Genomic DNA, 22513 nt, shown 5'->3' on the forward strand with positions numbered 1-22513 from the left:
CTCCAGCAGATGCCCACACCCGGCCTGTCTCTGCACTAGTGCACAAGGACTTTTTTCAGCCGCTGGGCAAGGGAGAACGTTCGGATCTTCGTACGGTGTCACCATGAAGTACCTGGAAGGGCCGTTCGAGCCCGTCACCGAGGAAGTCACCGTCTACGATCTGCCGGTCACCGGGCGCGTCCCGGCCGAGCTGAACGGGCGCTACCTGCGCAACGGCCCGAACCCGCTGAACGTCGAAGATCCCGTCGTGCACACCTGGGGGATGGGTCAGGGAATGGTGCACGGCGTGCGGCTGCGCGACGGCCGGGCCGAGTGGTACCGCAACCGCTGGGTCCGGACGGACTTCGGGCCGATGGTGCACGTGATCGAGCATGCTCGCCGTACCTTCGCGCTGATCGAAGGGGGTGCGCCGCCCGCCGAGCTGGACGGCGAGCTGAACACCGTGGGCGTCTGCGCGCTCGGCGGCACGGCCGAGGGCTTCACGGCCGGGGCGCACGCCAAGCACGACCCGCTCACCGGCACGCTGCACTCGCTGTCCTACATGGTGGGGCGCGACTTCGTGCAGTACATCGTGATCGACCCCGAGGGCGCGGTCGTGCAGGCCACGGGCATCCCCGTGGCACGGACGCCGTTCATGCACGACTTCGCGCTCACCGCGAAGAACGTGGTGATCTGGGACACACCGCTGGGCTTCGACGGGTTCGAGTGCCGCTGGCTGCCCGAGCACCCCACCCGCGTGGGCGTCATGCCGCGCACCGGCGGCGACGTGCGCTGGCTGGAGATCGACCCCGTCCATGTCAGCCACACGCTCAACGCCTACGACGACGGCGACTCGATCGTGGTCGACCTGATCACGGCGGAAGGACCGTTCGACCCCGCCGACCCCGGCGCGATCCGTCCCGTCCTGGACCGTTGGACGATCGAGGCGGACAAGGTCCACCAGCGGCGGATCGACGACCGGCCCCAGGACTTCCCGCGCGTCAACCAGGACCGGACCACCCGCCCGCACCGGTTCGGCTACTCGGCCGCCACGGCCCTGTACGGCATACCGTTCGCCCCGGAGGGCATGCCCGGCGACGAGGCCTTCACCAACGCGCTGGTCAAGCACGACCTGCAACGCGGTACGGCCGAGGTGCACGGGTTCGGTCGCGACGAGGCCGTCGGTGAGGCCGTGTTCGCCGCCACGGGGGCAGGCGAGGACGACGGCTACCTCCTCACCTATGCGCACAATCCCGCCAGGGGCGCCAGCGACCTGGTCATCCTCTCCGCGCAGGACTTCACCGGCGAGCCGGTCGCGCGGGTTCACCTTCCGGTCCGGGTGCCGCTCGGACTGCACGGAAACTGGCTGCCGGACCTCTGACCCGTGCATGACAGAGTGAACGTCGTGACCGACCCGCGCCCCCCGTACCTCCGGATCGTCGCCGACATCCAGCGGCGCATCGCCGAAGGGGAGCTGAGGCCGGGCGATCCCGTGCCCACCACCAGGGCGATCGTCGCGGAGTGGGGGGTCGCCATGGCGACCGCGACCAAGGCGCTGACCACGCTGAAGCAGGCGGGTGCCATCGAGTCCGCACCTCGGGTGGGCGCCGTGGTCGCCGGGCAGGCCCTGCCCGGCCGCCCCGCCGGCGGGCTGGACCACGACCGCATCGTGCGGGTCGCCATGGAGATCGCGGACGTCGACGGGCTGGCCTCGCTGTCGATGCGTACGGTCGCCTCCCGGCTCGGCGTCGCGACGATGACCCTCTACCGGCACATCGACACCAAGGCCGACCTCGCCCAGCACATGGCCGACGCCGCCTTCGCCGAGATCGACCTGCCGACGCCGCCCCCCGGCTGGCGGTCCCACCTCCGGCTCGCCGCCCGCCTGCAATGGGAGGCCTATCACCGCCATCCATGGCTGGCGCGGGTCGTCTCGCTCACCCGGCCCGTCATGCTGCCCGGCATGATGGCATATGCCCGCTGGTCCATCGGAGCGCTCGACGGGCTCGCCCTCGACCCGAGCACCCGGCTGCACATCTACAGCACGATGGTCAACTACGTGCGCGGCACGGCGGTGAACATCGAGAGCGAGGTCGCCGCCCAGCGGGACACCGGGATGACCAGCAAGCAGTGGGTCGCCGCCCGCCTGCCGATCGAGGGGCGGCTGGCGGCCCAGGTGACGGACCTCGGTGTGGAGCTCGACCTGGAGTCGCTGTTCGCCTTCGGCCTCGAACGGATGCTGGACGGCCTGTCCACCGTGATACCCGCCCGGCGCTGACCCGGCCTCCTCGGTACGGACTCCGTACCCGCAGCCGGCGGCCGGTTCGAGGTGCCGGACCCCAGCCGACCACCCATGAGGCCGGCCCTCTGACACCGCGGTTCGGCGAAGGATCACTGCTACGATGAGCGACTGAAAAGTAACTAGGAGTAATTCTCCCTCTCCTGGAGCCAGCATGCGCACCTCGCTCAGGTCGTTCGCCGTCTGCCTGGCCGTCTCCGGCGTCGTGGTGGTCCTGCCGCCCCCGGGGGCCGCCGCCGACGTGGACGCCGCCAAGCGATACATCGCCTCCTACTACACGGAGTCGGGCTGCCAGCAGGCCGCCCGCAAGGGCAGGAGCGAAGGACGCTGGACGAAGCACACCTGCGTCAAGACGATCTTCTACCTCGGCACCTGGGACCTCTGGGTGGAATAGCGCCCCGCCGGATGAGACCTCTGGGCGGAGCAGTGTCCCGGCTGGGCGGAGCGGTGTCCCGGCGCACGGGCCTTCCGGGGCGCACGGCGCCGGACCTGGTCGCCGCCGTGCGGGCGTACACCCGTGGCGCGCACCTCGCCGGGATGGCCGCCGCGCTGCTGCTCGCCGTCCTGGTGGCCCGGTTCGCGGTGGGTCCGCCGGCGTGGGAGCGGTGGGACACGGTGCGGCTGACCGCCGAGATGACCCGGCTGGTGGTGGGGGTGCCGGTGTGCGTGGTCGCGCTGCTGCTGCTGGCCGACCGCTATGCCGCGCGCAGGGGCGCGCTGGTCCTGGCGGCAGGGGTGGTGTGGATCGCGCCGCCCACGGTCTCCGCCCTGCTGGCCGACCTGAGCGCCCGCAGCGCGCCGGCCGCGGGGGCGACGATCCTGCTGGGCGTCATCGGGACCGCCTGCCAGCCGCTGACCGTGCTCCTGCTCCCGCTGTTCCTGCTGCCCGGCTCGTCCTCGCGCCGATGGCGGCGGGGCGTGATCGTGACGGCCACCGCCGCCGGCCTCCAGTACGCCGCCATCTGGGGGCTGGGCACGCCGGGCCTGCCGGGTCTCCTCAGCCCGTGGTCGGTGAGCGCGCCGGGGATCTGGGCCGCCGACCTGCTGCACGACAGCCACAACATCCTGGACTGGGTGATGCTGGCGGTGACCGCGGCGGTGACGGCCGACCTGGCCAGAGGGGCGCTACGGGCGGCGGCCGGTGAAGGCCGCCGGGTGCTGGGGCTGATCGCGGTCGCCTACCCGGTGTACGCCTGCCTGCTGCTGTCGGACCAGTGGGAGGAGGGCTGGGCGGTGGCGGCGCGGGCGGCCGGGGTCACGCTGTGGGGAGCGATGATCTGCCTGGCGGCCTCCCGGGGCGGCATTTGGCGGCTGGAGCGGGTCACCAGCCATCGGATGGCCCGCGCGTTCGTTCTGGCCATGCTGGTCATCGCCGCCACCTGCGCCGCGACGGCGGCGTGGGCGGCGTTCCCCGCCGGGGGCGGCGCGGCCACCGGGATCGCGGCGGGCGGCGCGCTGGCGGTCGGGTGGCTGGCCAGGCCCGTCGTGCAGCACGCCGTCCTGGCGGTCGAGCGGGCCTTCTACGGGCCGCGCGCCCGCCCGCACGAGGCCGTACGAGCGCTGGCCGTACGACTGCAGCAGGCGCCCCACCCCGGTGACGTGCCCGAGCAGATCTGCCGCAGCGTCGTGGAGGACCTGGGCCTGTCCGGGGCGCGGATCGGGGTCGAGACCCGCTCGGGCACCCGCGTGCTGGCCGCCGCTGGTGCCTCGCTGAGCGGTCCCGGGCAGGTCTTCCTGCTGCGCCACCACGGGCAGGTGGTGGGGCGGCTGGAGGTGGCCCGCGACGGCGCGAGCACCCCCGCGGAACGCGACAGCGAACTGCTGTCGCTGCTGGCCGACCAGGCCAGTCCGGCGCTGGCCGCGCTGCGGCTGGGCGAGGAGGCGCAGGCCGCCCGCGAGCGGCTGGCGCTCGCCCGCGAGGAGGAGCGCCGCCGCCTGCGCCGGGAGATCCACGACGGTCTCGGGCCGCACCTCGCCGCCGTGCAACTCCGCCTCGGCATCGCGCAGGCGCTCAGCCCGGCCTCCTCCGCCGCCCACCCGCACCTGCTCACGGCGGCGGAAGGGCTCGGCGACGCACTGACCGAGGTACGCCGCATCACGGCCGGGCTGACCCCCAGCACCCTGGTCGAACGCGGACTGCTCGACGCCACCCGCCTCCTGGCGCATCGCCTCGCCACGGAAGCCGTGGCGGTCACCGTGCTCGACCCGCCCGCGCCGCTGCCCGCCCTGGCGCCCGCGGTGGAGACCGCCGCCTATCGCATCGCCGCCGAGGCCGTGACCAACGCGGTCCGCCATGCCGGCGCCCGTCGCGTACAGGTGGCCTTCACCACCGGTCCGGCGGCGCTCACGATCACCGTCACCGACGACGGCTCGGGCTTCGCCGCGGACGCCGTCCCCGGCACCGGCCTGGCCTCGGTCGCCGAGCGCGCTGAGGAGATCGGCGGCGCCGCCACCGTCCGCACCGCCCCTGACGGCACCACCGTGACCGCCACCCTTCCCACCACCTTGGAGGTATCCCATGGATGAGATCGGGTCGCGCGTCTGGCGGGTGTTGCTGGTCGACGATCATCCGCTGTTCAGGGAGGGGCTGGCGGCGGCGGTGGAGTTGGACGAGGAGTTCACCGTCGTGGCGCAGGCGGCCACCGGGGAGCAGGCCCTGGACGAGGCCGCCCGCACCGCCCCCGATCTGGTCGTCATGGATCTCGGGCTGCCCGGCCAGTCGGGCATCGAGACGACCCGGTGTCTCCTGCGCGCCCATCCGGACCTTCGGGTGCTGGTCATGACGATGTCGGAGGACGACGACAACCTGCTGGCGGCGATGCGGGCCGGCGCCCTTGGCTACCTGCTCAAGGGGGCCGTGCGTGAGGAGATCCTGCTCGCCCTGCGTACGGTGGGCCGGGGTGGCGCGGTGTTCAGCCCGCGCATGGCCGAACGCCTCGCCTGCCTGTTCGCCGCCTTCTCCGGCGGCCCTGCCAAGCAGGCCTTCCCGACCCTCACCGCCAGGGAGCGCGAGATCCTGGACCTGCTGGCCCAGGGGCTGGGCTACCGGCAGATCGCGCAGCGGCTGTTCGTCACCGACAAGACGGTGCGCAACCATGTCGGCTCGATCTTCGCCAAGCTCCAGGTGCACGACCGGGCGGCCGCGATCGTCCGGGCCAGGGACGCGGGGCTGGGCTCGGGATGAGCGGAGGCGCGGGACTGGGCTCGGGTGACCGGAAGGGCGCGGGACTGGGCTCGGGATGACCGGAGGGACGCCATCCCGAGCCGGGCGCCGCTCAGCCTACCGGTCGGTCCACAGGTTCCACATCCAGCCTTCGGCGCACTGGTAGTGCGACCAGTGCCCGCGGTCGATCCCCTGCTGGCCCGCGGTGATGCAGTCACTGTGGAACCAGAACTTGCCCCGGTGAATGGGCAGGTCCACGGCCGCCTGGGCGCTCGCGGCGTGCGGGACGGCGACCGCGGCGATCAGGAGGCTGGCGATGGTGAGCATGCGCTTCATGAGGGTTTTCCTTCCTTGGGCTTCGAGCCGGAGGCCCGGCTCTTCGAACACCCGAAGCTTCACCCGCCCGCCGTCCTGGGCACATGGGCCATCGGCCCTGTCCGGCCGGCCTCAGAGCGCGTTGGTGCGCTGGGCGGCCTGGTAGACCGCCTGCGCCTCGTTCCCGAAGAAGGGACCGAACATGAAGTTCGGCGCGAAGTTGTACTTGAAGCTGTTGACGGAGTTCAGCCAGCCGAGCCCGGTGGACTCGTTGAATCCCTGGAACCATCCGCCGCCGCTCGCCCCGCCGGTCATGTTGCAGCGCAGCCCCAGGTCTCTCGTCATGACGGTGTCGTTGAACGACCGCCCGCTGCAGTAGACCAGCCTGGAGCCGTCGAAGGGCTCGGCGGCCGGGTAGCCGAAGGAGAACATCTGCCGCTGCCTGGGCTGGTTGAACGCCACCCCCTGCCCGCCCACCACGTCACTCAGCGTCCGCCCCTGCAGCGGCGCGACCACGGTGGCGGCGACGTCGAAGTTGATGTCCTCGTTGGCGTTCCACTGCTGGGTGGTCAGCATCCTGGTGGCCACCCAGGTGCCGAACGGGCGGCGGCCGTTCTCGAAGGCGGGGACGAACACCCAGTTGCGGTGCGCGGCGCCGTTCAGCTTCACGCAGTGCCCGGCGGTCATCACCACGCTCTCGTTGGCGCTGGTCACGGCCGTTCCCGAGCAGGAGGAGTTCGCGCCGTCGGCGGTGGTGAAGAAGACCCGCCCGGTGGTGCGGACGATGGCGCCGCCGTCGGTCCAGCGCAGGCCGGGACTGTTGGGTACCTGGGCCCGCTGACCGGCGGCGGCCCCCGTGGCCATGGTGCCCTTGACCGACCACGGCTTGCCCTGGGTGGGGACGGCCGAGGTGGTGATGGCCGACGTGGCCCCCGAGGAGCTCTGGAAGGCGCCGCGGGTGGCCCACGGGTCGCCCTGGGTCGGCCCGCCGGACCGACTTCGCCGCGGCGTGAGGGCGTCCAGCGGCTGTGCCGCCAGCATGCGCTGCGAGGTCCAGTAGTTCGAGACGGTTCTGCGTTCTTGCCAGGAGTCGGCGGCGGCCCACCGGACCGGCCTGTGGTCGAGGCCGGTCGAGGCACTGGCCTGGACGGCGCTCACAGGAATGAGGGCGCCTGTCACGGCGAGCGCGACGGCGGAGAGCAGGGCGACTCTGCGGTGCATTACTACCTCCCGAAAACCGGAATCTGCCATCAGGAGGTACGCACCGCGCGCCGTATCTTCCTCAAGGTATGCACATATGGATATAGCGGAGCTACGTTCGGTATCCGGCTTGTCGCTTTCCGTGGTGATCGGTGGGTGACACTGGGGTCATGACGAACCGGTTGCACCGCCCCACCCCGAACGAGCTCGACCCCGCCCGGCGCGAGCTGTACGAGACCATTACCGGCGGGCCCCGCGCGGCGGGTCCGTCCCTGTTCGCCCTGATGGACGAGGACGGGCGGCTGGCCGGGCCGTTCAACGCGATGCTGCTCGCGCCGGAGGTCGGGCAGGCGCTTCAGGCGCTGGGGGTGGCGATCCGCTACCGGTCCTCGCTCTCCGCGCGCGTCCGGGAGATGGCCATCCTGGCCGTCGCCGCGCGCTGGGACTGCGCGTTCGAGCGCCGCGCGCACGAGGCGGTCGGCCGGTCGGCCGGGCTGGCCGAGGACGAGCTGTCCGCGCTGCGCGGCGGCTCGGCGCCCGTGCTCGCCGACCCGGCCGAGGCGGCCGCGATGAGCCTGGTCATGGCCCTGCTGGACGGGGACGCGGACGAGGGAACGTACGGCCACGCGGTGTCCGTCGGCGGGGAGCGGATGGTGTTCGAGCTGAGCACGCTGGTCGGCTACTACGCGACCCTGGCGCTGCAGCTACGCGTCTTCCGGGTCCCCTAGCTTTGTCCGATCAGACGCGGAAGTTGATCGCTCTGGCGTGATTAGGTCCCCCTCAATCGGCATAACTCGGGTTACATTCACGGTGCTTTGCCTCTCTTATCCCCCAACATCGACTGAAGGGAGAGGTATGAGAGCGAGATCCGCGTTAGCGGCGATGGCTGCTGCGGTGATCCTCATGCCGGTCGGCGCTGCCCAGGCCACCGGCATCACCGCCCCACCGCCGGACGACCAGTTCCAGAAGGTGACGCTCAACGACCATCCGGGCGAGCCCATCGACCTGGCGGTGTTACCCGACTCGCGGGTGCTGCACACCACCCGCGCCGGCGTCGTCTGGTTGCACGACCCCAAGACCGGGCTCAACACGGTGGCCGCCGAGCTCGACGTCTACCAGCACGACGAGGAGGGCCTGCAGAGCATCGCCCTCAGCCCCGGCTTCGGCACGGGCGCCAAGAAGGACGACTGGGTCTACCTCTACTACTCGCCACCGCTCGACACCCCGATCGACGACCCGGCGACGCCGACCGTCAACGAGGGCGACGCCCCCTTCACCGGCACGCCGGCGGACTTCGCTCCCTTCAAGGGGCTGATCCGGCTGTCCCGGTTCCGTCTCACCGGCGCCACCCTCGACCTGCGTACCGAGCAGCGCGTCCTGGACGTGCCGGTGGACCGGGGCATCTGCTGCCACGTCGGCGGGGACATCGTCTTCGACGCCCAGGGCAACCTCTACCTGTCGACCGGCGACGACACCAATCCGTTCTCCTCCGACGGCTACACCCCGATCGACGAGCGGGCCGACCGCAACCCGGCCTTCGACGCCCAGCGCAGCTCCGGCAACACCAACGACCTGCGCGGCAAGGTCCTGCGCATCAAGGTCGGCGCGAACGGGTCCTACACGATCCCCCGAGGCAACCTCTTCCGGCCCGGCACGAAGGCCACCCGGCCGGAGATCTACGCGATGGGCCTGCGCAATCCCTTCCGGATCGAGCTGAACCGGTCCACCGGCGAGCTGTACGTCGCCGACTACTCGCCCGACGCGAACGCCGCCAATCCGCAGCGCGGCCCGGCGGGGCACGGCAAGTGGACGACGATTCGCAAGTCCGGCAATTACGGCTGGCCGTATTGTGCGACGGCGCAGCTCCCTTACCGCGACTACGACTTCGCGACCGGAACGTCAGGCGCGGCGTTCAGCTGCACCGCGCCCGTCAACGACTCACCGCACAACACCGGCCTGCGCGAGCTGCCACCGGTGTCGCAGCCGAACGTGTGGTACTCCTACGGCGCGTCGCAGGAGTTCCCGAAGCTCGGCACCGGCGGTATCGGCCCGATGGCCGGGCCCGCGTACGACTACGACCCGCGTGCCGCGCACGGCCGCGCGAGTGTGGCCTGGCCGCGCTACTACGACGGCGTCCCGCTGTTCTACGAGTGGACCCGCGACTACGTCAAGGCGTTCCACCAGGACGGGCGGCGGATCGAGGACGTGCTGCCGTCCATCGTCTTCGACAACCCGATGGACCTGGAGTTCGGCCCCGACGGCGCTCTCTACGTGCTGGAGTACGGCGACGGCTACTTCCAGGAGAATCCGGACGCCCAGCTGGCGCGCATCGACTACATCGGCCGCGACGGCAACCACTCGCCCATCCCGGCCGCCGCCGCGTCGGTGACCGCCGGACTCGCGCCGCTCACCGTCCAGTTCACCAGCGACGGCACCACCGACCCGGACGGCGACCGGCTCCAGTACGCGTGGGACTTCAACGCCGACGGCAGGGTCGACTCGCGCAGGGCCGAGGCGTCCTACACCTTCAAGGAGAACGGCCTCTTCAACGCCACGCTCAAGGTCACCGACAGTCGCGGCAGGTCCGCCGCCACCTCGGTGCGGATCGTGATCGGCAACGCCCCGCCGGTCGTGGAGCTGGTCCGGCCCGCCACGGGAGACCCGTTCGCCTTCGGGGACGTGGTCGAGTTCGAGGTGCGGGTCACCGACGACCAGGCGGTGGACTGCGCCCGCGTGACCGTGGACTACATCCTCGGCCATGACGAGCACGGCCACGGCCAGTCCACCGCCCGCGGCTGCACGGGCTCCATCCAGACCACCGTGCCGAGCGGGCACGACCCGGGCACCGACGACCTCACCGGCGTCTTCGTCGCCACCTACACCGACTCCGGCGAAGGTGACCTGCCGCCGCTGACCGGCACCGCCAGGGTCGTCCTGGATCCCACACCTTAGGAAAGAGGAGATCCCCATGTGCTATGGCTACGGCCCCAGCAGGCGGTCCCTGCTCGCCGCGGGCCTCGGACTCGGGGCGGCCGCCCTCGCCGCCTCTCCCGCCGCGGCGGCGGCGCACCCCCACCGCCCCGGCGGGCGCCGCCACATCCCTCCGAGCCAGATCAGCATGCAGCTCTGGACGGTGCGCGACGACCTGTCCAAGAACTACGACGCCACCCTCGCGTACCTGGCCGAGATCGGCTATCCGAGGATCGAGGTCGCGCTGGGCTACTTCGGCCGTACGGCTCAGCAACTCCGCGAGTTCCTGGACGGGCTGGGCATCCGGGCCACCTCCAGCCATGACGGCATCAGCCCCGACGCCGCCGGCCTGGACACGAAGATCCAGAACGCGCTGACCCTGGGCCAGCGCTACATGGTGGTGCCGTACCTCGCCTCCGACAGCCTGGACCAGTGGAAGACGTGGGCCGAGCAGATGAACGTCGAGGCGGCGGCGGCCCGGCGGGCCGGGCTGCGGTACGGCTACCACAACCACGCCCACGAGTTCACCACCGACCTCGGCGGCGGCAGGACGCCGTGGGACGTGCTCACCGCCGAGCTCGACCCGCGCCTGGTCCACCTGGAGATCGACCTCTACTGGGCGGTCACCGGCGGCGTCGGGCGCGGCGCCCGTGACCCGGTGCGCTTCGCGCTCGACGTCATCCGCAAGGCGCCGCAGCGCGTCCTGCAGTTCCACGTCAAGGACCGGCACCTGGACGGCGACATGGCCGACCTCGGCACCGGGACCATCGATTTCCGCCGCATATTCGACAAGCACCAGGTCCAGGAATACATCGTGGAGAACGACACTCCCGATGTCACTCCGGAGCAGACCTCGCGGGTCGGATATCGCTATCTGCGCAAACTGAAGTACTGATCCGCGTACCGCCGGGCCCGGCACTGCCGGGCCCGGCGGCCAGCTCAGCGGCCTCGTACAGCGCATATGCCTTTAAATAATAATAAAACCGGACATTATTTATAGGCGCATGGAAGAACTGCAGAACAAAGGCAGTCGCGGAACTGAAAGACCTGCTAAATTTCCTCCCAATTCTTGAGGTCAGGATCGGGAAGGATACGTATGGAGGTTCCGCCACGGTCGAGCCTGGTTTCGCTGATCGACCAGTTCATCCAGGTGGAGACCGGCCCCCAGGTTCCCCGGGATTTCCCCCGCCCGATCCTGGTCCTCGAAGGGATCGGCGGCTCCGGCCGCTCGCACATCCTCGATGACACCTGGCGGCGGTGGGCGAAGCGGACCCCGATCGCCAAGGTGGATCCGCTGGTCGGGGCCGACGACGGCGACTCCATGCGTGCCGTGCTCACCGCCGTCATGCTGGGCCTGACGGCCGAGGTGCCCGGCTACCGGGTCGCCTTCCCCCGGGTGGTGCTGGCGCACATCGCGATGTCCGCCCCGATCACCGTGGCCGACCCGAAGAAGAGCATGCTGGCCATGCGCGAGCGGATCAACGCCTACCAGGACCGGAGCCTGGTGGTCACGCTGCTGCGCAGGCTGCTGGCCATGGCCGCCGGCTCGCTCGGCCTCGATGCCGCGAGCCTGGATGTGACTCTGGAGCAGATGACCGGGCGGCTGGACCGGTCGGGCCTGCGGTCCAGACTGCTGTGGCGGGACGCGCTGGCCTGGTTCGAGCACCAGGACCAGGGCTTCCGGCACGACCCCGAGCGCGCGCTGGTGCGTCTGAGCCTTCAGGCCGACGTGCGGGACGCCGGCGTGCAGGAGGACGTCGACCGGCTGCTGGTGGCGGCGCTGCTGGCCGATCTGCGGAGCAGCTTCGACCGCGCGGTCAACCACCCGTCCCGCGCGGTCGTGCTGCTCGACAACGGCGACGTCCCCTCGGCGGCCCGGTTCATGAAGACCCTGGTCAAGGTGCGCGACCTCCTGGCGCGGCACCAGGTGCCCCGGGACCCGCTGACCGTGATCACCACCAGCGGCGGCTACCTCCTGGCCGACTCGGCGGGCCTGAGCGGCCGGGCCATGCAATGGCCGGAGTCCGCGCTGGCCGGCCTGTCCGACGCCGACCTGAGCGAGGCCAGGACGTGGCTGCGGGTCCTGCTGGACGGCCTCACCGCCGACGCCGTCCAGCACCTGGTGGCGACCGATCTCACCCCGTGGCCCTCCGCGCTCGGCACCGGCACCATCACCCGTGCCGTCCGGCTGCTCACCGACGGGCACGCCGAGGCCACCCACCTGGTGCTGGCCCGGCTCCGGGAGGATCCGACGCTCATCGACGAGCTGGGACTGGTGCTGGCCGAGCGCGTGCCGGACCCGGGCCAGACGATGGAGAGCTACCTGATCGACAAGATCACGATGGATCTGAGCCCGCGCCGGCGGCTCCTCGCGCCTCTCCGCGAGGCCCTGATCACGCTGGCCGGGGCGCGGGACACCGATGAGGCGCGGTGCCTGACGTCCCTGCTGGGCAACGCGGTGCACGCCGAGCCGATCCTGTTCTGCTCGCCGTCCCTGTGGCCGACCCCGCTGTCCACGGAGCCGGAGAGGTGGGCGATGGCGCCGTTCGTACGCTTCCTGCTGTTACGCGAGCTGAGCGCGCGGCCGGACAACCACCAGGCGAGCTGGACCAAGGTCTTCGAACGGCTCCGGGACCACACCGAGGACCATGACGTCCGCGGCAGACTCCATCACGAGCTCGCTCTGGGGGAGCACGAGGTCGTCGTGGATGAGCTGCTGAGGCTCCTGGGTGAGATGCCGGGGACCACGTGGCTGGAGCACCTCGACCGAATCGTCGCCACCCCCGGCCTCCGCACCACCGACCCGTCGGCGGATCCCCGCAGCGCCACCGCTCCGGCGGCGGATCCCCGCAGTGCCACCGGTCCGGAGTCCGCTCACCCCGACCGGGCGGCGGACCCCCGCCGCGCGGCCGTCGCCCAGCTTGTCACCGCCGTGCATCGGCTCGCCGATCCGCTGCTCAGCGACCGGGAGACCCGCCGCGGCCTGTACGTCATCGCGGCTGAGGAGTGCAGGCGGCTGTCCGACGCCGACGCCCTGCCCTTCCTCGAACGCGCCCAGCATTTCCAGAAGCTGGCCGACTCCCTGGCCTGACCGACCACCCCGCCCGCGCGGGGATCGTCCCACTGGAGCCAACGACATTGGACACTCCCACCTACCTGTGGCAGATCTTCCCGAATCCCAGGCGGTTTCCGAAGACGTTCGTGCCCTGGTGGCGCCTGGCCGTCGCCCTCACCCTCGTGCCCGGCGTGGTGATCCTCACCCCCGCGCTGGCCAAGCGGCTCTCCTGCCGCCCCGGGCTGCCGGTGACCGAGGTGTGGGAGCAGGCGGGGGAATGCGTCGGGCTCAGCGACGGGCCGTACGCCTTCGGTCGTCCTGAGCTCGCCGACGTGATGACGAAGATCGCGCAGCAGAACGAGGCCGCGCGGGAGGGCTCGTGCGCCCCCGGCACCGAGCCGGTGACGGTCGGCGTGCTGCTGACCCTCACCTCGGTGGGAGCCGGCGGCCGGGCCCTGGACCAGCTCGAAGGCATCACCGCGGCCCAGGCGAGCGCCAACGCGAACAAGGCCGAGTGCGTCTACCCGATCCGGCTGCGGGTGGCCCAGATGGGAGCCACGGAGCAGGCGGCGACCGAGACGGCCGGGCTGCTCGCCGGTGACGTGGTCGCCGTCGTCGGCATGGGGCTGAGCCTTCAGGAGAGCGCCGACGCCGCCGAGGTGCTGGCGGACAAGCGCATCCCCATGGTCAGCGACGTGATCACGGCCGAGGGGTTCGACGCGAACGGCTCACGGCAGGACAACCCCGACTACGGGCGCTGCGACCCCTCGCACACCTACAAGAACGGCGTCGGCAGGGGATACTTTCACCGCGTCTCCTATCGCAACGCGGTGCAGATCGAGCAGCTCGCGAAGTATCTGGAGCCGGCCAGGAGGACGCTCAAGTTCGTCGTGACGCCGATCACCATGGACGACCCGTACACCTGCACGGCGCTGCCCCTCGTGCACGCCAGGTTCGACACGAGGTCCCGGCCGGTGCAGGAGGTGAAGTTCGATCCCGCGGACGTGACGACGGTGAAGCAGTCGGCGCAGCGCATCTGCGCCAGCGCGGGGGAGGTGAGCGTCTTCTACGGCGCGCGGGCCAGCCACCTGCCGCAGTTCCTCCAGCGGCTCGCGGAGCAGTCCGAACGCGGGCAGTGCCTGTTCACCGGCATCACCGTCGTCAGCACCTCGGACGCGGCGAGGCTGCGCGGCAAGGAGGTCGACCCGCATCTCGAAGGGCAGCGCCTGGCGATCCTCCGCACGCCGACGTTCACGAGCGGAACCGTCAAGCTGGTCTACACACCGCTGGCCGATCCGGACGTGCTGCCGGACGGCGGCGGGATGGCGACGCTGCGGCAGTCGTTCGCCACCCTGCGCTTCGATCCGGCGCACCTGAACAGCGGGTGGGCGATCGCCGGCTTCGACGCCATGACCACCGTCGCCGGCGCGATCAACACCCTTCCCGAGCGGCAGTCGGTCACCTCCTCCCAGATCAACGCCGCGATCGGCGGGTTCGTCCAGGGCGGCGTGACGGTCGGCGGCGCCAGCGGGAACATCACCTTCGACAACTTCGGCAACCGCGACGACTCGGTGCCCGCCGTCGTGCGGCTCTGCCCCGCTCAGGGGGGTGGCGAGCCCAGGACCGTCCCGGTCTATCCGGTCGAGACACCGTGCTGACCGACGGAGCCGGGGTCTCCACCGGCCGGAGCTCAGCCGTCACGTGGAACAGCGGGTGAGCAGCGCGGGCGAACGGTGGGTCCACCGGCCGCCGAGCAGGGTGCCGACGATCTCGATGCCGCGCAGCTCGGCCGGGCCGAGGTCGGCGGGATCGTGCGCGGTGAGCATCAGGTCGGCGGGGTCGCCCGGCCGCACCCACGCCCGGCCTCTGCTGGCGGCGGGCAGCGCCGAGGTCAGCGGGATCGCCTGCTCGGGGTGCCAGGGGGCGCGGTCGTCGTCGGTCCTGGCGATCGCGGAGGCGATGCCGTCCCAGGGGTCCAGCGGCGAGACGGGCGCGTCCGAGCCGAGCTCCAGCCGCGCGCCCGCGGCCAGCAGGTCGGCGTAGGCGAAGGCCCGGCCGGTCCTGCCGTGCCAGTGCCGGTCGGCCACGTCCCTGTCGTCGGGCGCGTGTGCGGGCTGCACTCCCGCGATCAGGTCCGGCCTGGCGAACCTGGCGAAGTCCGCCGGCCGGAGCAGCTGGGCGTGCTCGATCCGGCCGGGGCAGCCGACGCTGTCGAAGGCGTCCAGGGCGATGCCCGCCGCCAGGTCGCCGATGGCGTGCACGGCCGGGTGCAGGCCGTGCGCGGCGGCCCGTGCCATCGTGGCGCGCAGGTCCTCCGGCGGGGTCTCCAGCAGCCCGTGTGAGCTCGTGCCGGGGTAGGGGGCCTCGCAGTAGGCGGTCCTGGTGTTCAGCGAGCCGTCCACGAAGATCTTCACCGGGCCGACCTCCAGCAGGCCGCCGGAGCCCGCCACGACCTCGCCGGTGCGCAGGCCCCGGTCGATGGCCTCCGCCAACCGGCCCTTGGGGATCGTGCAGGTGACCCGTACGTCCAGGCGGTGCTCGCGGGCCCGCCGGGTCCAGTCGGTGACGTTGTCGGCCAGCTCGAAGTCCTGCATCCCGACGACGCCGCGCGCGGCGGCGGCCGTGGTCGCCTCGGCCACCCAGCGGTCCAGTTCGGCCGGCGGCGGCGGGGGCAGCTCGGCCACGGCCGTGTAGCACTCCTGCTCGCGCAGCACCCCGGTCGGGTGATCGCCCCTGCCGATGAGGGCCAGCGCGGCGGGGCTGAGCCAGGCGGTGTGCAGGTCCTTGCTGATCATCACGATGGGTCTGCCGGGGGCCGCGGCCTCCAGCATCGTCTTGCCGGGGGTGTCGGGCCACAGGCCGTCGCGGAAGCCGTACCCGACGGTGAGGCTGGAGCCGACAGCGAGGCCGGAGCCGACGGTGAGGCCGGAGCCGGGCAGCATCAGGGCGACGGCCTCGCGCGCCGAGCGCGCGGCGCTGAGGTCGACGCGGCGGCGGGCCTGCGCCCACTGGACGGCGTGCACGTGCGCGTCCCACAGTCCGGGCAGCAGCGTGGCGCCCTGAACGTCCACCGACTCGTCGGCGGGGGGAGGCTCGGCGCTCACCTCGGTGACGCGGCCGCCGGTGATCAGGACGTGCCGGATCGGCCCGCGCAGGCCGAGCCGCGCGTTACGCAGCAAGAGAGAGGAGGACATGGCCATGACGTTAGGAGGGACGGCACCGCCAGGCTCTCACCGGGTTGACGATTCCGACAAGTCGGCATCTGGGACGTTGGGACCTGCGACGATGCCCTCCGGCCGGCCTGGCTGCACACTGGAGTGTGCTCGACGAACTCGACTCCGTCCCCGCCTATGACCGCTTCGCCACCGTGGACGAGGTGCACGCCGCGCTGGCCGCCCTCGCCGACGGCCACCCCGGCGTGGCCACCCTGCGCAGGATCGGCACCTCCCGCCTCGGCGACCCCCTGCTCTGCCTCACCGTGGGTGACGGCCCCAGGCACGCGATCGTCGCCGCCGGGCCGCACCCGAACGAGCCCATCGGCGGCCTGACCGTCACCCACCTGGCCACCCGGCTCTGCACCGACCCCGGCCTGCGCCGCGCCACCGGCTACACCTGGCACATCGTCGGCTGCCTCGACCCGGACGGCACCCGCCTCAACGAGGGCTGGTTCGCCGGGCCGTTCACCAAGGCGCACTACGGCAGGCACTTCTACCGGCCGGCCCCCGACCAGCAGGTGGAGTGGACCTTCCCGTTCGCCTACAAGCGCTCCTACTTCGACCGGGTGCTCCCCGAGACGCTGGCCCTCATGCGGCTCATCGACGACACCCGGCCCGCCTTCTTCACCACCCTGCACAACGGGGAGTCCGGCGGCGTCTTCTACTACCTGAACCGGCCGGTCCCCGCGCTGCAGGCCGTACTGAAGGAGCTGCCCGGCAGGTACGGCGTGCCGCTGCACGCGGGCGAGCCCGAGCATCCGGCGGTCCGCTCCTTCGAGCAGGCGATCTACCAGGCGCCCACGATGGAGGACGCCTACGACTACCTGGAGGCCAACGGGCAGGACCCTGTTCCGCACATCGGCGGCGCGGCCAGCGACTCCTACATCAAGAAGTACGGCACGCTCGGGCTGACCGCCGAGATCCCGTACTGGACCGAGCCGGCGGCCGCCGACACCTCGCCCGTGAGCCGCTCCTACCGTGACCTGATCGAGGAGCAGGCCACGCGGATCCGGGAGACGTACGAGATCCTGGACGCGACGCTGTCCGCCGCCGGCGGTGACCTGGTGACGGCCTCGCCGTTCCTCAGCGCCGCCAGGGCGTTCGTGCCGATGCTGGCCGAATGGGCCGAGACCGACGAGCTGCGGGCCGGCGACCCGGCCGCCGACCGGCCCGCGACCGTGGCCGAGGTGTTCTCCTGCCGGGAGAGCCTGGCCAGCGCGCGGCTGCGCTTCGGCGGGATCCTGCTGCGGGCGCTGGAGGGCGAGCTGGCCGTCGGCAACGGCACGCCCGTCATCCGCGCCAGGGCCGGCGAGCTGGCCGAGCTGCACGCGCGCTGGTGCGCGGAGAGCGAGACCGAGGCCCGCACGATCCCGATCCACGACCTGGTGGCCATCCAGTACGGCGCCATCCTCGCGGGCGCGGCCCACGCCTGACCAGGTCAAGCTGACAAGGCGTCAGCGGTGCGGCGGCTCGTCCCGTCCGGCGGGCACCTTGGGTTCTTCGTGGTCCTCCTTCGGCGGGATCTTCTCGCTGCCGTAGGCCCGGCTCATCCTGGTGCGGAGCCGGCCGAGCATCCCGCGCGCGGTCTCGGGCGGCACCTGGCCGTCGCCGTCCGCCCCCGGCAGCATCGGGATCGACTTCTTCCCGCGCACGTGCGCCTCCAGGTCGTCGGCCGGCGGCGCGTGCACCTCGACGAACTCGCCGTGCGGCAGCCGCGTGATCACGCCGGACTCCACGCCGTGCGCGAGGACCCGGGCGTCGGCGCGCTGCAGGCCGACGCAGATGCGGTAGGTGACGACGTAGGCGATGGCCGGGCCGATGAAGAGCGCGAACCGGCCGACCCAGGTGGTCACGAACAGCGGGATGTGGAAGAAGGCGGAGAACAGGTCGTTCGCGCCCATGATGGTGAGGATGGAGAAGAACGTGACGCCGGACACGCCGATGGCCGTGCGGTGCGGGTTGTTGCGCGGCCGGTCGACGATGTGGTGCTCGCGCCGGTCGCCGGTGATCCACTGCTCCAGGAACGGATAGAGCGCCAGGCCGGTGAAGATCAGCCCCAGCGGCACCAGGGCCGGGATCAGCACGCTGAGGGCCAGCGTGAAGCCGAAGGCGTTGATCTCCCAGGCGGGCATCAGGCGCAGGGCCCCCTCCAGGAAGCCCATGTAGAAGTCGGGCTGCGACCCGGCGGAGACATCGGACGGGGTGTAGGGGCCGTACAACCAGATGGGGTTGATCTGGGTGAAGGTCGACAGGCCGGTGAGCACGGCGAGGGTGAACAGAGTGTACGCGCCCGCCTTGGCCATGAAGGAGGGGAGCAAGGGCCCGCCGACCACGTTCTGCTCCGTGCGGCCCTTGCCCGGCATCTGGGTGTGCTTCTGCACCCACATCAGGACCAGGTGCGCGGTGATGAGCGCCAGCAGGATGCCCGGGACGAGCAGGATGTGGATCGAGTAGAACCGGGGGATCACCGACTCGCCCGGGTACTCGCCGTTGAAGAGGAAGAACGACAGGTACGTGCCGATGATCGGGATCGACAGCATCACCCCTTGGGTGATCCGCAGCCCGGCCCCGGACAGCAGGTCGTCCGGCAGCGAGTAGCCGGTCAGGCCCTCGACCAGGGCCAGCGTGAACAGGGCGAGGCCGATCAGCCAGTTCAGCTCACGCGGCTTGCGGTAGGCGCCGGTGAAGAACACCCGGAGCATGTGCACCATCAGGCCGCCGATGAACAGCAACGCCGCCCAGTGGTGGATCTGCCGAAGCAGCAGCCCGCCGCGCACCTCGAAGGTGATCGCCAGCGACGAGGCGTACGCCGCCGTCATCTCGACGCCCTTCAGCGGCGCGTACGGGCCTTCGTAGGTGACGTGCTGCATGCTCGGGACGTACCAGAAGGTGAGGAACGTGCCGGTCAGCAGCAGGATGATGAACGAGTACAGCGCGATCTCGCCCAGCAGGAACGACCAGTGGTCAGGGAAGACCTTGCGCAGGTTGCGCTTGAGGAAGTTCGCCCCGCCCAGCCGGTCGTCGAGAAACCTGCTCGGTCCCGCGATCGCCTTGCTGATCTTGGTCATGTACGGGCTCCTCTCAACCGTCCCGACCGCCATCGCACGTGGTCGCAAGCGATCGGCCGAGACTCCACGCCGAGTCGGGGGGCCATCTTGGGCAAGCCTTGCCGGGCTACGCGGCCGTTCATGACGCCGGAGCCTCGCCTATCGTGACGCTGACCTGCTGGACGGATCCGTCCCGCTGGATCGCGACCGTGGCCTTCGTGCCCGGCCGCAGGTCGCGCAGCCGGTCGACGACGTCCTCCGAGCTGCGGACCGGCTGCCCCGCGAAAGCGGTGATCACGTCACCCTGCCGGAGCCCGGCGTCCGCGGCGGGGCCGCCCCTGGCCGTGCTGATGATGATGGCGCCCGCCTCGGCCTCGACGTCGAGGGAGCGGGCGATCTCCGGGGTGAGCGTCCGCAGGTCGACGCCGAGGAAGGAATGGGTGACCTTGCCCTTGTCGAGCAGTTGCTCGACGGCCCAGACGACGGTGCCGGCCGGGATCGCGAAGCCGATGGACACCGCGCCTTCCTGCGGCGGGATGTAGGCCTCGTTGATGCCGACGACCTCGCCGCGGCCGTTCACCAGCGCGCCGCCGGAGACGCCGGGCGAGATCGCGGCGTCGGTCTGGATCAGGTCGACGAGGGCGTGGCCCGCCTGCGCCGAGTCCGGCACCTCGCGGTCCAGGCCCGAGATGATGCCGGCGGTCACCGTGTTCTCGAAGCCGAGTGGGCTGCCGAGGGCCAGGGCGAGCTCGCCCTGCACCGGCAGCTTCTGCTGGAAGGTGGCCGGGTGCAGGTCGTCCCGCTCGGCCTTGAGCACGGCCAGGTCGGTGCGGGCGTCCCTGGCCAGCACCCGGCCGGCGACCCGTTTGCCGTCGGCGAAGGCCACCTGGACGCGCCGCTGCCTCTCGACGACGTGTTCGTTGGTCAGGATGATGCCGTCGGCACGGTAGACCACCCCGCTGCCCAGCGAATTGTCGGTGAAGATGGTCACCACCGACGGCTCCATCTTGCGCACGATGCCGGGGATGCGGCTGACCAGGCCGTCCGCGGCCGGCGTGCTCCCGGTCGGCCCGGTCGCGGGTGACGGACTCACCGGCGGACTCACTGGCGGACTGGCCGTCGCCGTGCATCCTGCCAGGCAGGCGAGGGCCGTCAGCGCTGCGAGGAACCGAACCAGGCACATGGCGAATGCTTACCCGGCAGGAACGGGTCAAATAGCCATGACCTGGGGAAACAGTCCGATTCTTTGCTCAGTGGGGCTGAACTTGGCCGAACCGGTCGGCGACCAGCCGGTCGGCCCAGCGGCGCAGGGCGTCGGCCACGGGCGGGTGGCGCAGCCCGACGGCGTCGGCCGACGAGGTGTCGTAGCGGTCCTCGGACAGGAACGTCAGCGTCTCGGGGTCGGCTCCGGTCAGCGCGCGGGGCAGTCGCCGTACGAGCGCGACGGGCAGGAGCAGGCGCGGGGCGCGCACCCCGAGGTGGCGCGCCAGGAGCGCGACCAGGTCGGGCAGCTCCGGGGTGGCGTCGTCGAGGAGCCAGTGGGCGCGGTACGGCTCATGGTCGTGCGCGGGCACGGCGGCCAGGAAGCGGGCCAGGTGGTCGACGGTGACCACCGGGACGAACGTGCGCCGGGTGCCGGGCAGTGCCGGGAGGCGTCCGGTCCACAGCTGCCGAACCAGGCCGGCCAGGCCGAGATACTGCCCGGCCTCGCCGGTGACCGAGTGCCCGATCACGGTGGCGGGATTGACCACGGTCAGCGGGATCCCCTCCTGGGCGGCGAGGGCGCGCACCGCCGCGTCGCCCTCGCGCTTCGACGCCTCGTACGCGCCGTAGCGCCGGTAGAGCTCGGTCAGCCGGTCCGCGTCGGCGGGGTAGGACAGTGTCTCGGCGACCCGGTAGCCGGAGACGTGGACCAGGCGCCGCAGGTGCGGGCGCGCACCGGCCCAGCGCAGGACGTTCAGGGCGCCGTGGACGTTGGCGCGCTCGGCCTCGCCCCGGCTCATCCCGAAGCGGTAGGCGCCGGCGGCGTTGAAGACATCCCGTACGGAGTCCAGCGGGTCCTCGCGGGAGAGCCCGACGTCGGCCGGGACGACGGTGAGCGCCTGGTCGTTCACGTCGTGGTCGCGTAGCCAGGTGCGTAGCTCGGTCTCGCGGGTGGGACCGCCGCGGACGGTCGCGGCGACCGTCCGGCCCCGCGTCAGCAGCTCCGCCGTCAGCCATCGGCCGATGAAGCCGGTCGCGCCGACGACCAGGGTGTCCGGTTCCTGCACGATGACCACTCTTTCCTGTAGACCGATCTACATATTTTGACGGCATGCGACAACCCGCGAAAGTCACGAGCCGAGCAGGGCGCCCGCGGTGCGCCGGGCCCGCTCGATCGGGGTCCGGCTGCGCTGGGCGCGGGCCAGGACCAGCGCCCCCTCGATCAGCGCCAGCAACGAGCAGGCCAGGTCCTCGGCGTCCCCGGCCGGGCGCCCGTCGGCGACCAGCCGGTCCGCGAGCGCCCGCTGCCAGCCCTCGTAGGCGTCCGCGCAGACCTTCTGCAGCGGGTCGTTGGTAGCCGCCACCTCCAGGGCGACCGTGGCGATCGGGCAGCCCTTGGTGTACGCCGCCTCCTGCATCCGGTCGGCCAGGGCGTCCAGCAGCGCCTCGACCAGCGCCCTGGTGTCGGGAGCGCGCTCCGCCAGGTCGCCGATCACCGTGTCGATCTCCCGCGCGGAGACGGCGAGCGCCTCGGCGGTCAGCTGATCCTTGCCACCGGGGAAATGGTGGTAGAGCGAACCCCTGGGGGCCTTGCCCGCCTCGATCACCTCGTTGAGGCCGGTGCCGAAGTAGCCCCGCGCCTCCACCAGCGTGCGCGCGGCGTCGATCAACCGCGCACGCGTCTGGTCTCCCTTGACCGCCATGCCGATAAACTAGACCGATCTACATAATCTGTCCAATTTTGGGGACTACAGGCTGCTCGCAGGGACCGCCGTGACAGGCCCCCTCCGGGGGCGTCGCCACCGTCATGACCAGGCCGATCACGAACACCAGGTAGGCCAGGACGGCGAGTACCCACCACGCGGCCAGGCCCATCGAGAACTTCCGCTCGCGCGCGGGCGTTGCGGGCTGCGCGGGCTGTGCGCTGGTCAGCAGGGCGTCGAGATCGGGGTCGTCGAAGGCCAGTTGCTCCTCGATCTCCTGAAGCGCTCGTTCTTCCTCACGTGAAAGGCCCATGACCGCGATGTCGCCTCCTGATTTAACCCCCTTTATTGCAGTATGCGACTT

The 22513-nt window shown here is 71.5% G+C and carries 19 protein-coding genes; 11 read left to right on the plus strand and 8 right to left on the minus strand.

All coding sequences use genetic code 11. The features are described from left to right. The first annotated feature begins 103 nt into the window (after positions 1-103). The 5 genes from IEY87_RS08975 to IEY87_RS08995 all read left to right on the plus strand — a co-directional run bounded on the left by IEY87_RS08975 (position 104) and on the right by IEY87_RS08995 (position 5462). The gene (locus IEY87_RS08975; RefSeq protein WP_189138004.1) at positions 104-1360 is read left to right on the plus strand and encodes a carotenoid oxygenase family protein; all 1257 of its coding nucleotides are present in this window, start codon (positions 104-106) and stop codon (positions 1358-1360) included. 24 nt (positions 1361-1384) lie between these two features. Continuing rightward, a complete protein-coding gene (locus tag IEY87_RS08980; RefSeq protein WP_189138005.1) occupies positions 1385-2257 on the plus strand; it encodes a GntR family transcriptional regulator in 873 nt (290 codons plus the stop codon). Between the two features lie 175 nt (positions 2258-2432). Continuing rightward, positions 2433-2672, plus strand: a complete 240-nt coding sequence (locus IEY87_RS08985; protein ID WP_189138006.1) for a hypothetical protein — start codon at positions 2433-2435, stop codon at positions 2670-2672. 11 nt (positions 2673-2683) lie between these two features. Continuing rightward, entirely contained in the window at positions 2684-4804 is a 2121-nt protein-coding gene (locus tag IEY87_RS08990; protein WP_189138007.1) for a sensor histidine kinase, read from the plus strand. After that, complete coding sequence (locus IEY87_RS08995; RefSeq protein ID WP_189138008.1) at positions 4797-5462, plus strand: response regulator; 666 nt, start codon at positions 4797-4799, stop codon at positions 5460-5462. Before IEY87_RS08990 ends, IEY87_RS08995 begins: the two co-directional genes overlap by 8 nt. A 96-nt stretch (positions 5463-5558) precedes the next feature. On the opposite strand, the gene IEY87_RS09000 is transcribed toward IEY87_RS08995, so the two are convergent. After that, on the minus strand, positions 5559-5777 hold the full coding sequence (locus IEY87_RS09000) for a hypothetical protein (protein WP_189138009.1): 219 nt from the start codon (positions 5775-5777) through the stop codon (positions 5559-5561). Positions 5778-5888: 111 nt separating this feature from the next. Continuing rightward, positions 5889-6977, minus strand: a complete 1089-nt coding sequence (locus IEY87_RS09005; protein ID WP_189138010.1) for a trypsin-like serine peptidase — start codon at positions 6975-6977, stop codon at positions 5889-5891. 149 nt (positions 6978-7126) lie between these two features. On the opposite strand from IEY87_RS09005, the gene IEY87_RS09010 reads away from it, so the two are divergent. The 5 genes from IEY87_RS09010 to IEY87_RS09030 all read left to right on the plus strand — a co-directional run bounded on the left by IEY87_RS09010 (position 7127) and on the right by IEY87_RS09030 (position 14639). Then, the gene (locus IEY87_RS09010; RefSeq protein WP_189138011.1) at positions 7127-7684 is read left to right on the plus strand and encodes a carboxymuconolactone decarboxylase family protein; all 558 of its coding nucleotides are present in this window, start codon (positions 7127-7129) and stop codon (positions 7682-7684) included. 127 nt (positions 7685-7811) lie between these two features. Beyond that, on the plus strand, positions 7812-9908 hold the full coding sequence (locus IEY87_RS09015) for a PQQ-dependent sugar dehydrogenase (RefSeq protein ID WP_189138012.1): 2097 nt from the start codon (positions 7812-7814) through the stop codon (positions 9906-9908). Between the two features lie 16 nt (positions 9909-9924). Beyond that, positions 9925-10821, plus strand: a complete 897-nt coding sequence (locus tag IEY87_RS09020) for a sugar phosphate isomerase/epimerase family protein (protein WP_189138013.1) — start codon at positions 9925-9927, stop codon at positions 10819-10821. A 201-nt stretch (positions 10822-11022) separates the two neighbouring features. Then, a complete protein-coding gene (locus IEY87_RS09025; protein WP_189138014.1) occupies positions 11023-13017 on the plus strand; it encodes a hypothetical protein in 1995 nt (664 codons plus the stop codon). 47 nt (positions 13018-13064) lie between these two features. Further along, complete coding sequence (locus IEY87_RS09030; protein WP_189138015.1) at positions 13065-14639, plus strand: ABC transporter substrate-binding protein; 1575 nt, start codon at positions 13065-13067, stop codon at positions 14637-14639. Between the two features lie 39 nt (positions 14640-14678). Here the strand turns inward: IEY87_RS09030 and IEY87_RS09035 are convergent, their stop codons facing one another. Continuing rightward, positions 14679-16175: an amidohydrolase gene (locus IEY87_RS09035; RefSeq protein ID WP_225277715.1), complete on the minus strand. Its 1497-nt coding sequence runs from the start codon at positions 16173-16175 to the stop codon at positions 14679-14681. Between the two features lie 125 nt (positions 16176-16300). Between IEY87_RS09035 and IEY87_RS09040 the strand changes: the two genes are divergently transcribed. Beyond that, positions 16301-17629, plus strand: a complete 1329-nt coding sequence (locus IEY87_RS09040) for a M14 family zinc carboxypeptidase (RefSeq protein ID WP_225277716.1) — start codon at positions 16301-16303, stop codon at positions 17627-17629. A gap of 21 nt (positions 17630-17650) precedes the next feature. Here IEY87_RS09040 and qcrB read toward each other — a convergent pair whose 3' ends face one another. From qcrB to IEY87_RS09065, 5 genes are all read right to left on the minus strand, one after another. Continuing rightward, positions 17651-19264 (minus strand): cytochrome bc1 complex cytochrome b subunit, encoded by a 1614-nt coding sequence (gene qcrB, locus IEY87_RS09045; RefSeq protein ID WP_189138017.1) that lies wholly within the window; start codon positions 19262-19264, stop codon positions 17651-17653. Positions 19265-19382: 118 nt separating this feature from the next. Further along, complete coding sequence (locus IEY87_RS09050) at positions 19383-20336, minus strand: S1C family serine protease (RefSeq protein ID WP_225277717.1); 954 nt, start codon at positions 20334-20336, stop codon at positions 19383-19385. Positions 20337-20493: 157 nt separating this feature from the next. Continuing rightward, complete coding sequence (locus tag IEY87_RS09055) at positions 20494-21513, minus strand: SDR family oxidoreductase (RefSeq protein WP_225277718.1); 1020 nt, start codon at positions 21511-21513, stop codon at positions 20494-20496. A 63-nt stretch (positions 21514-21576) separates the two neighbouring features. Continuing rightward, positions 21577-22149: a TetR/AcrR family transcriptional regulator gene (locus tag IEY87_RS09060; RefSeq protein ID WP_189138019.1), complete on the minus strand. Its 573-nt coding sequence runs from the start codon at positions 22147-22149 to the stop codon at positions 21577-21579. Between the two features lie 19 nt (positions 22150-22168). Continuing rightward, the gene (locus IEY87_RS09065; protein ID WP_189138020.1) at positions 22169-22462 is read right to left on the minus strand and encodes a DUF3040 domain-containing protein; all 294 of its coding nucleotides are present in this window, start codon (positions 22460-22462) and stop codon (positions 22169-22171) included. Positions 22463-22513: the final 51 nt, after the last annotated feature.

It is taken from the genome of Nonomuraea glycinis (assembly GCF_014646515.1).
In the GTDB taxonomy this organism is placed as follows: domain Bacteria; phylum Actinomycetota; class Actinomycetes; order Streptosporangiales; family Streptosporangiaceae; genus Nonomuraea; species Nonomuraea glycinis.

Excerpts from the sequence above, each read along its gene's own strand:
- IEY87_RS08975 (WP_189138004.1), top strand. The coding sequence starts at position 104 with ATGAAGTACCTGGAAGGGCCGTTCGAGCCCGTCACCGAGGAAGTCACC.
- IEY87_RS08985 (WP_189138006.1), top strand. The coding sequence starts at position 2,433 with ATGCGCACCTCGCTCAGGTCGTTCGCCGTCTGCCTGGCCGTCTCCGGC.
- IEY87_RS08990 (WP_189138007.1), top strand. The coding sequence starts at position 2,684 with ATGAGACCTCTGGGCGGAGCAGTGTCCCGGCTGGGCGGAGCGGTGTCC.
- IEY87_RS08995 (WP_189138008.1), top strand. The coding sequence starts at position 4,797 with ATGGATGAGATCGGGTCGCGCGTCTGGCGGGTGTTGCTGGTCGACGAT.
- IEY87_RS09000 (WP_189138009.1), bottom strand. The coding sequence starts at position 5,777 with ATGAAGCGCATGCTCACCATCGCCAGCCTCCTGATCGCCGCGGTCGCC.
- IEY87_RS09005 (WP_189138010.1), bottom strand. The coding sequence starts at position 6,977 with ATGCACCGCAGAGTCGCCCTGCTCTCCGCCGTCGCGCTCGCCGTGACA.
- IEY87_RS09010 (WP_189138011.1), top strand. The coding sequence starts at position 7,127 with ATGACGAACCGGTTGCACCGCCCCACCCCGAACGAGCTCGACCCCGCC.
- IEY87_RS09015 (WP_189138012.1), top strand. The coding sequence starts at position 7,812 with ATGAGAGCGAGATCCGCGTTAGCGGCGATGGCTGCTGCGGTGATCCTC.
- IEY87_RS09020 (WP_189138013.1), top strand. The coding sequence starts at position 9,925 with ATGTGCTATGGCTACGGCCCCAGCAGGCGGTCCCTGCTCGCCGCGGGC.
- IEY87_RS09025 (WP_189138014.1), top strand. The coding sequence starts at position 11,023 with ATGGAGGTTCCGCCACGGTCGAGCCTGGTTTCGCTGATCGACCAGTTC.
- IEY87_RS09035 (WP_225277715.1), bottom strand. The coding sequence starts at position 16,175 with ATGTCCTCCTCTCTCTTGCTGCGTAACGCGCGGCTCGGCCTGCGCGGG.
- qcrB (WP_189138017.1), bottom strand. The coding sequence starts at position 19,264 with ATGACCAAGATCAGCAAGGCGATCGCGGGACCGAGCAGGTTTCTCGAC.
- IEY87_RS09060 (WP_189138019.1), bottom strand. The coding sequence starts at position 22,149 with ATGGCGGTCAAGGGAGACCAGACGCGTGCGCGGTTGATCGACGCCGCG.
- IEY87_RS09065 (WP_189138020.1), bottom strand. The coding sequence starts at position 22,462 with ATGGGCCTTTCACGTGAGGAAGAACGAGCGCTTCAGGAGATCGAGGAG.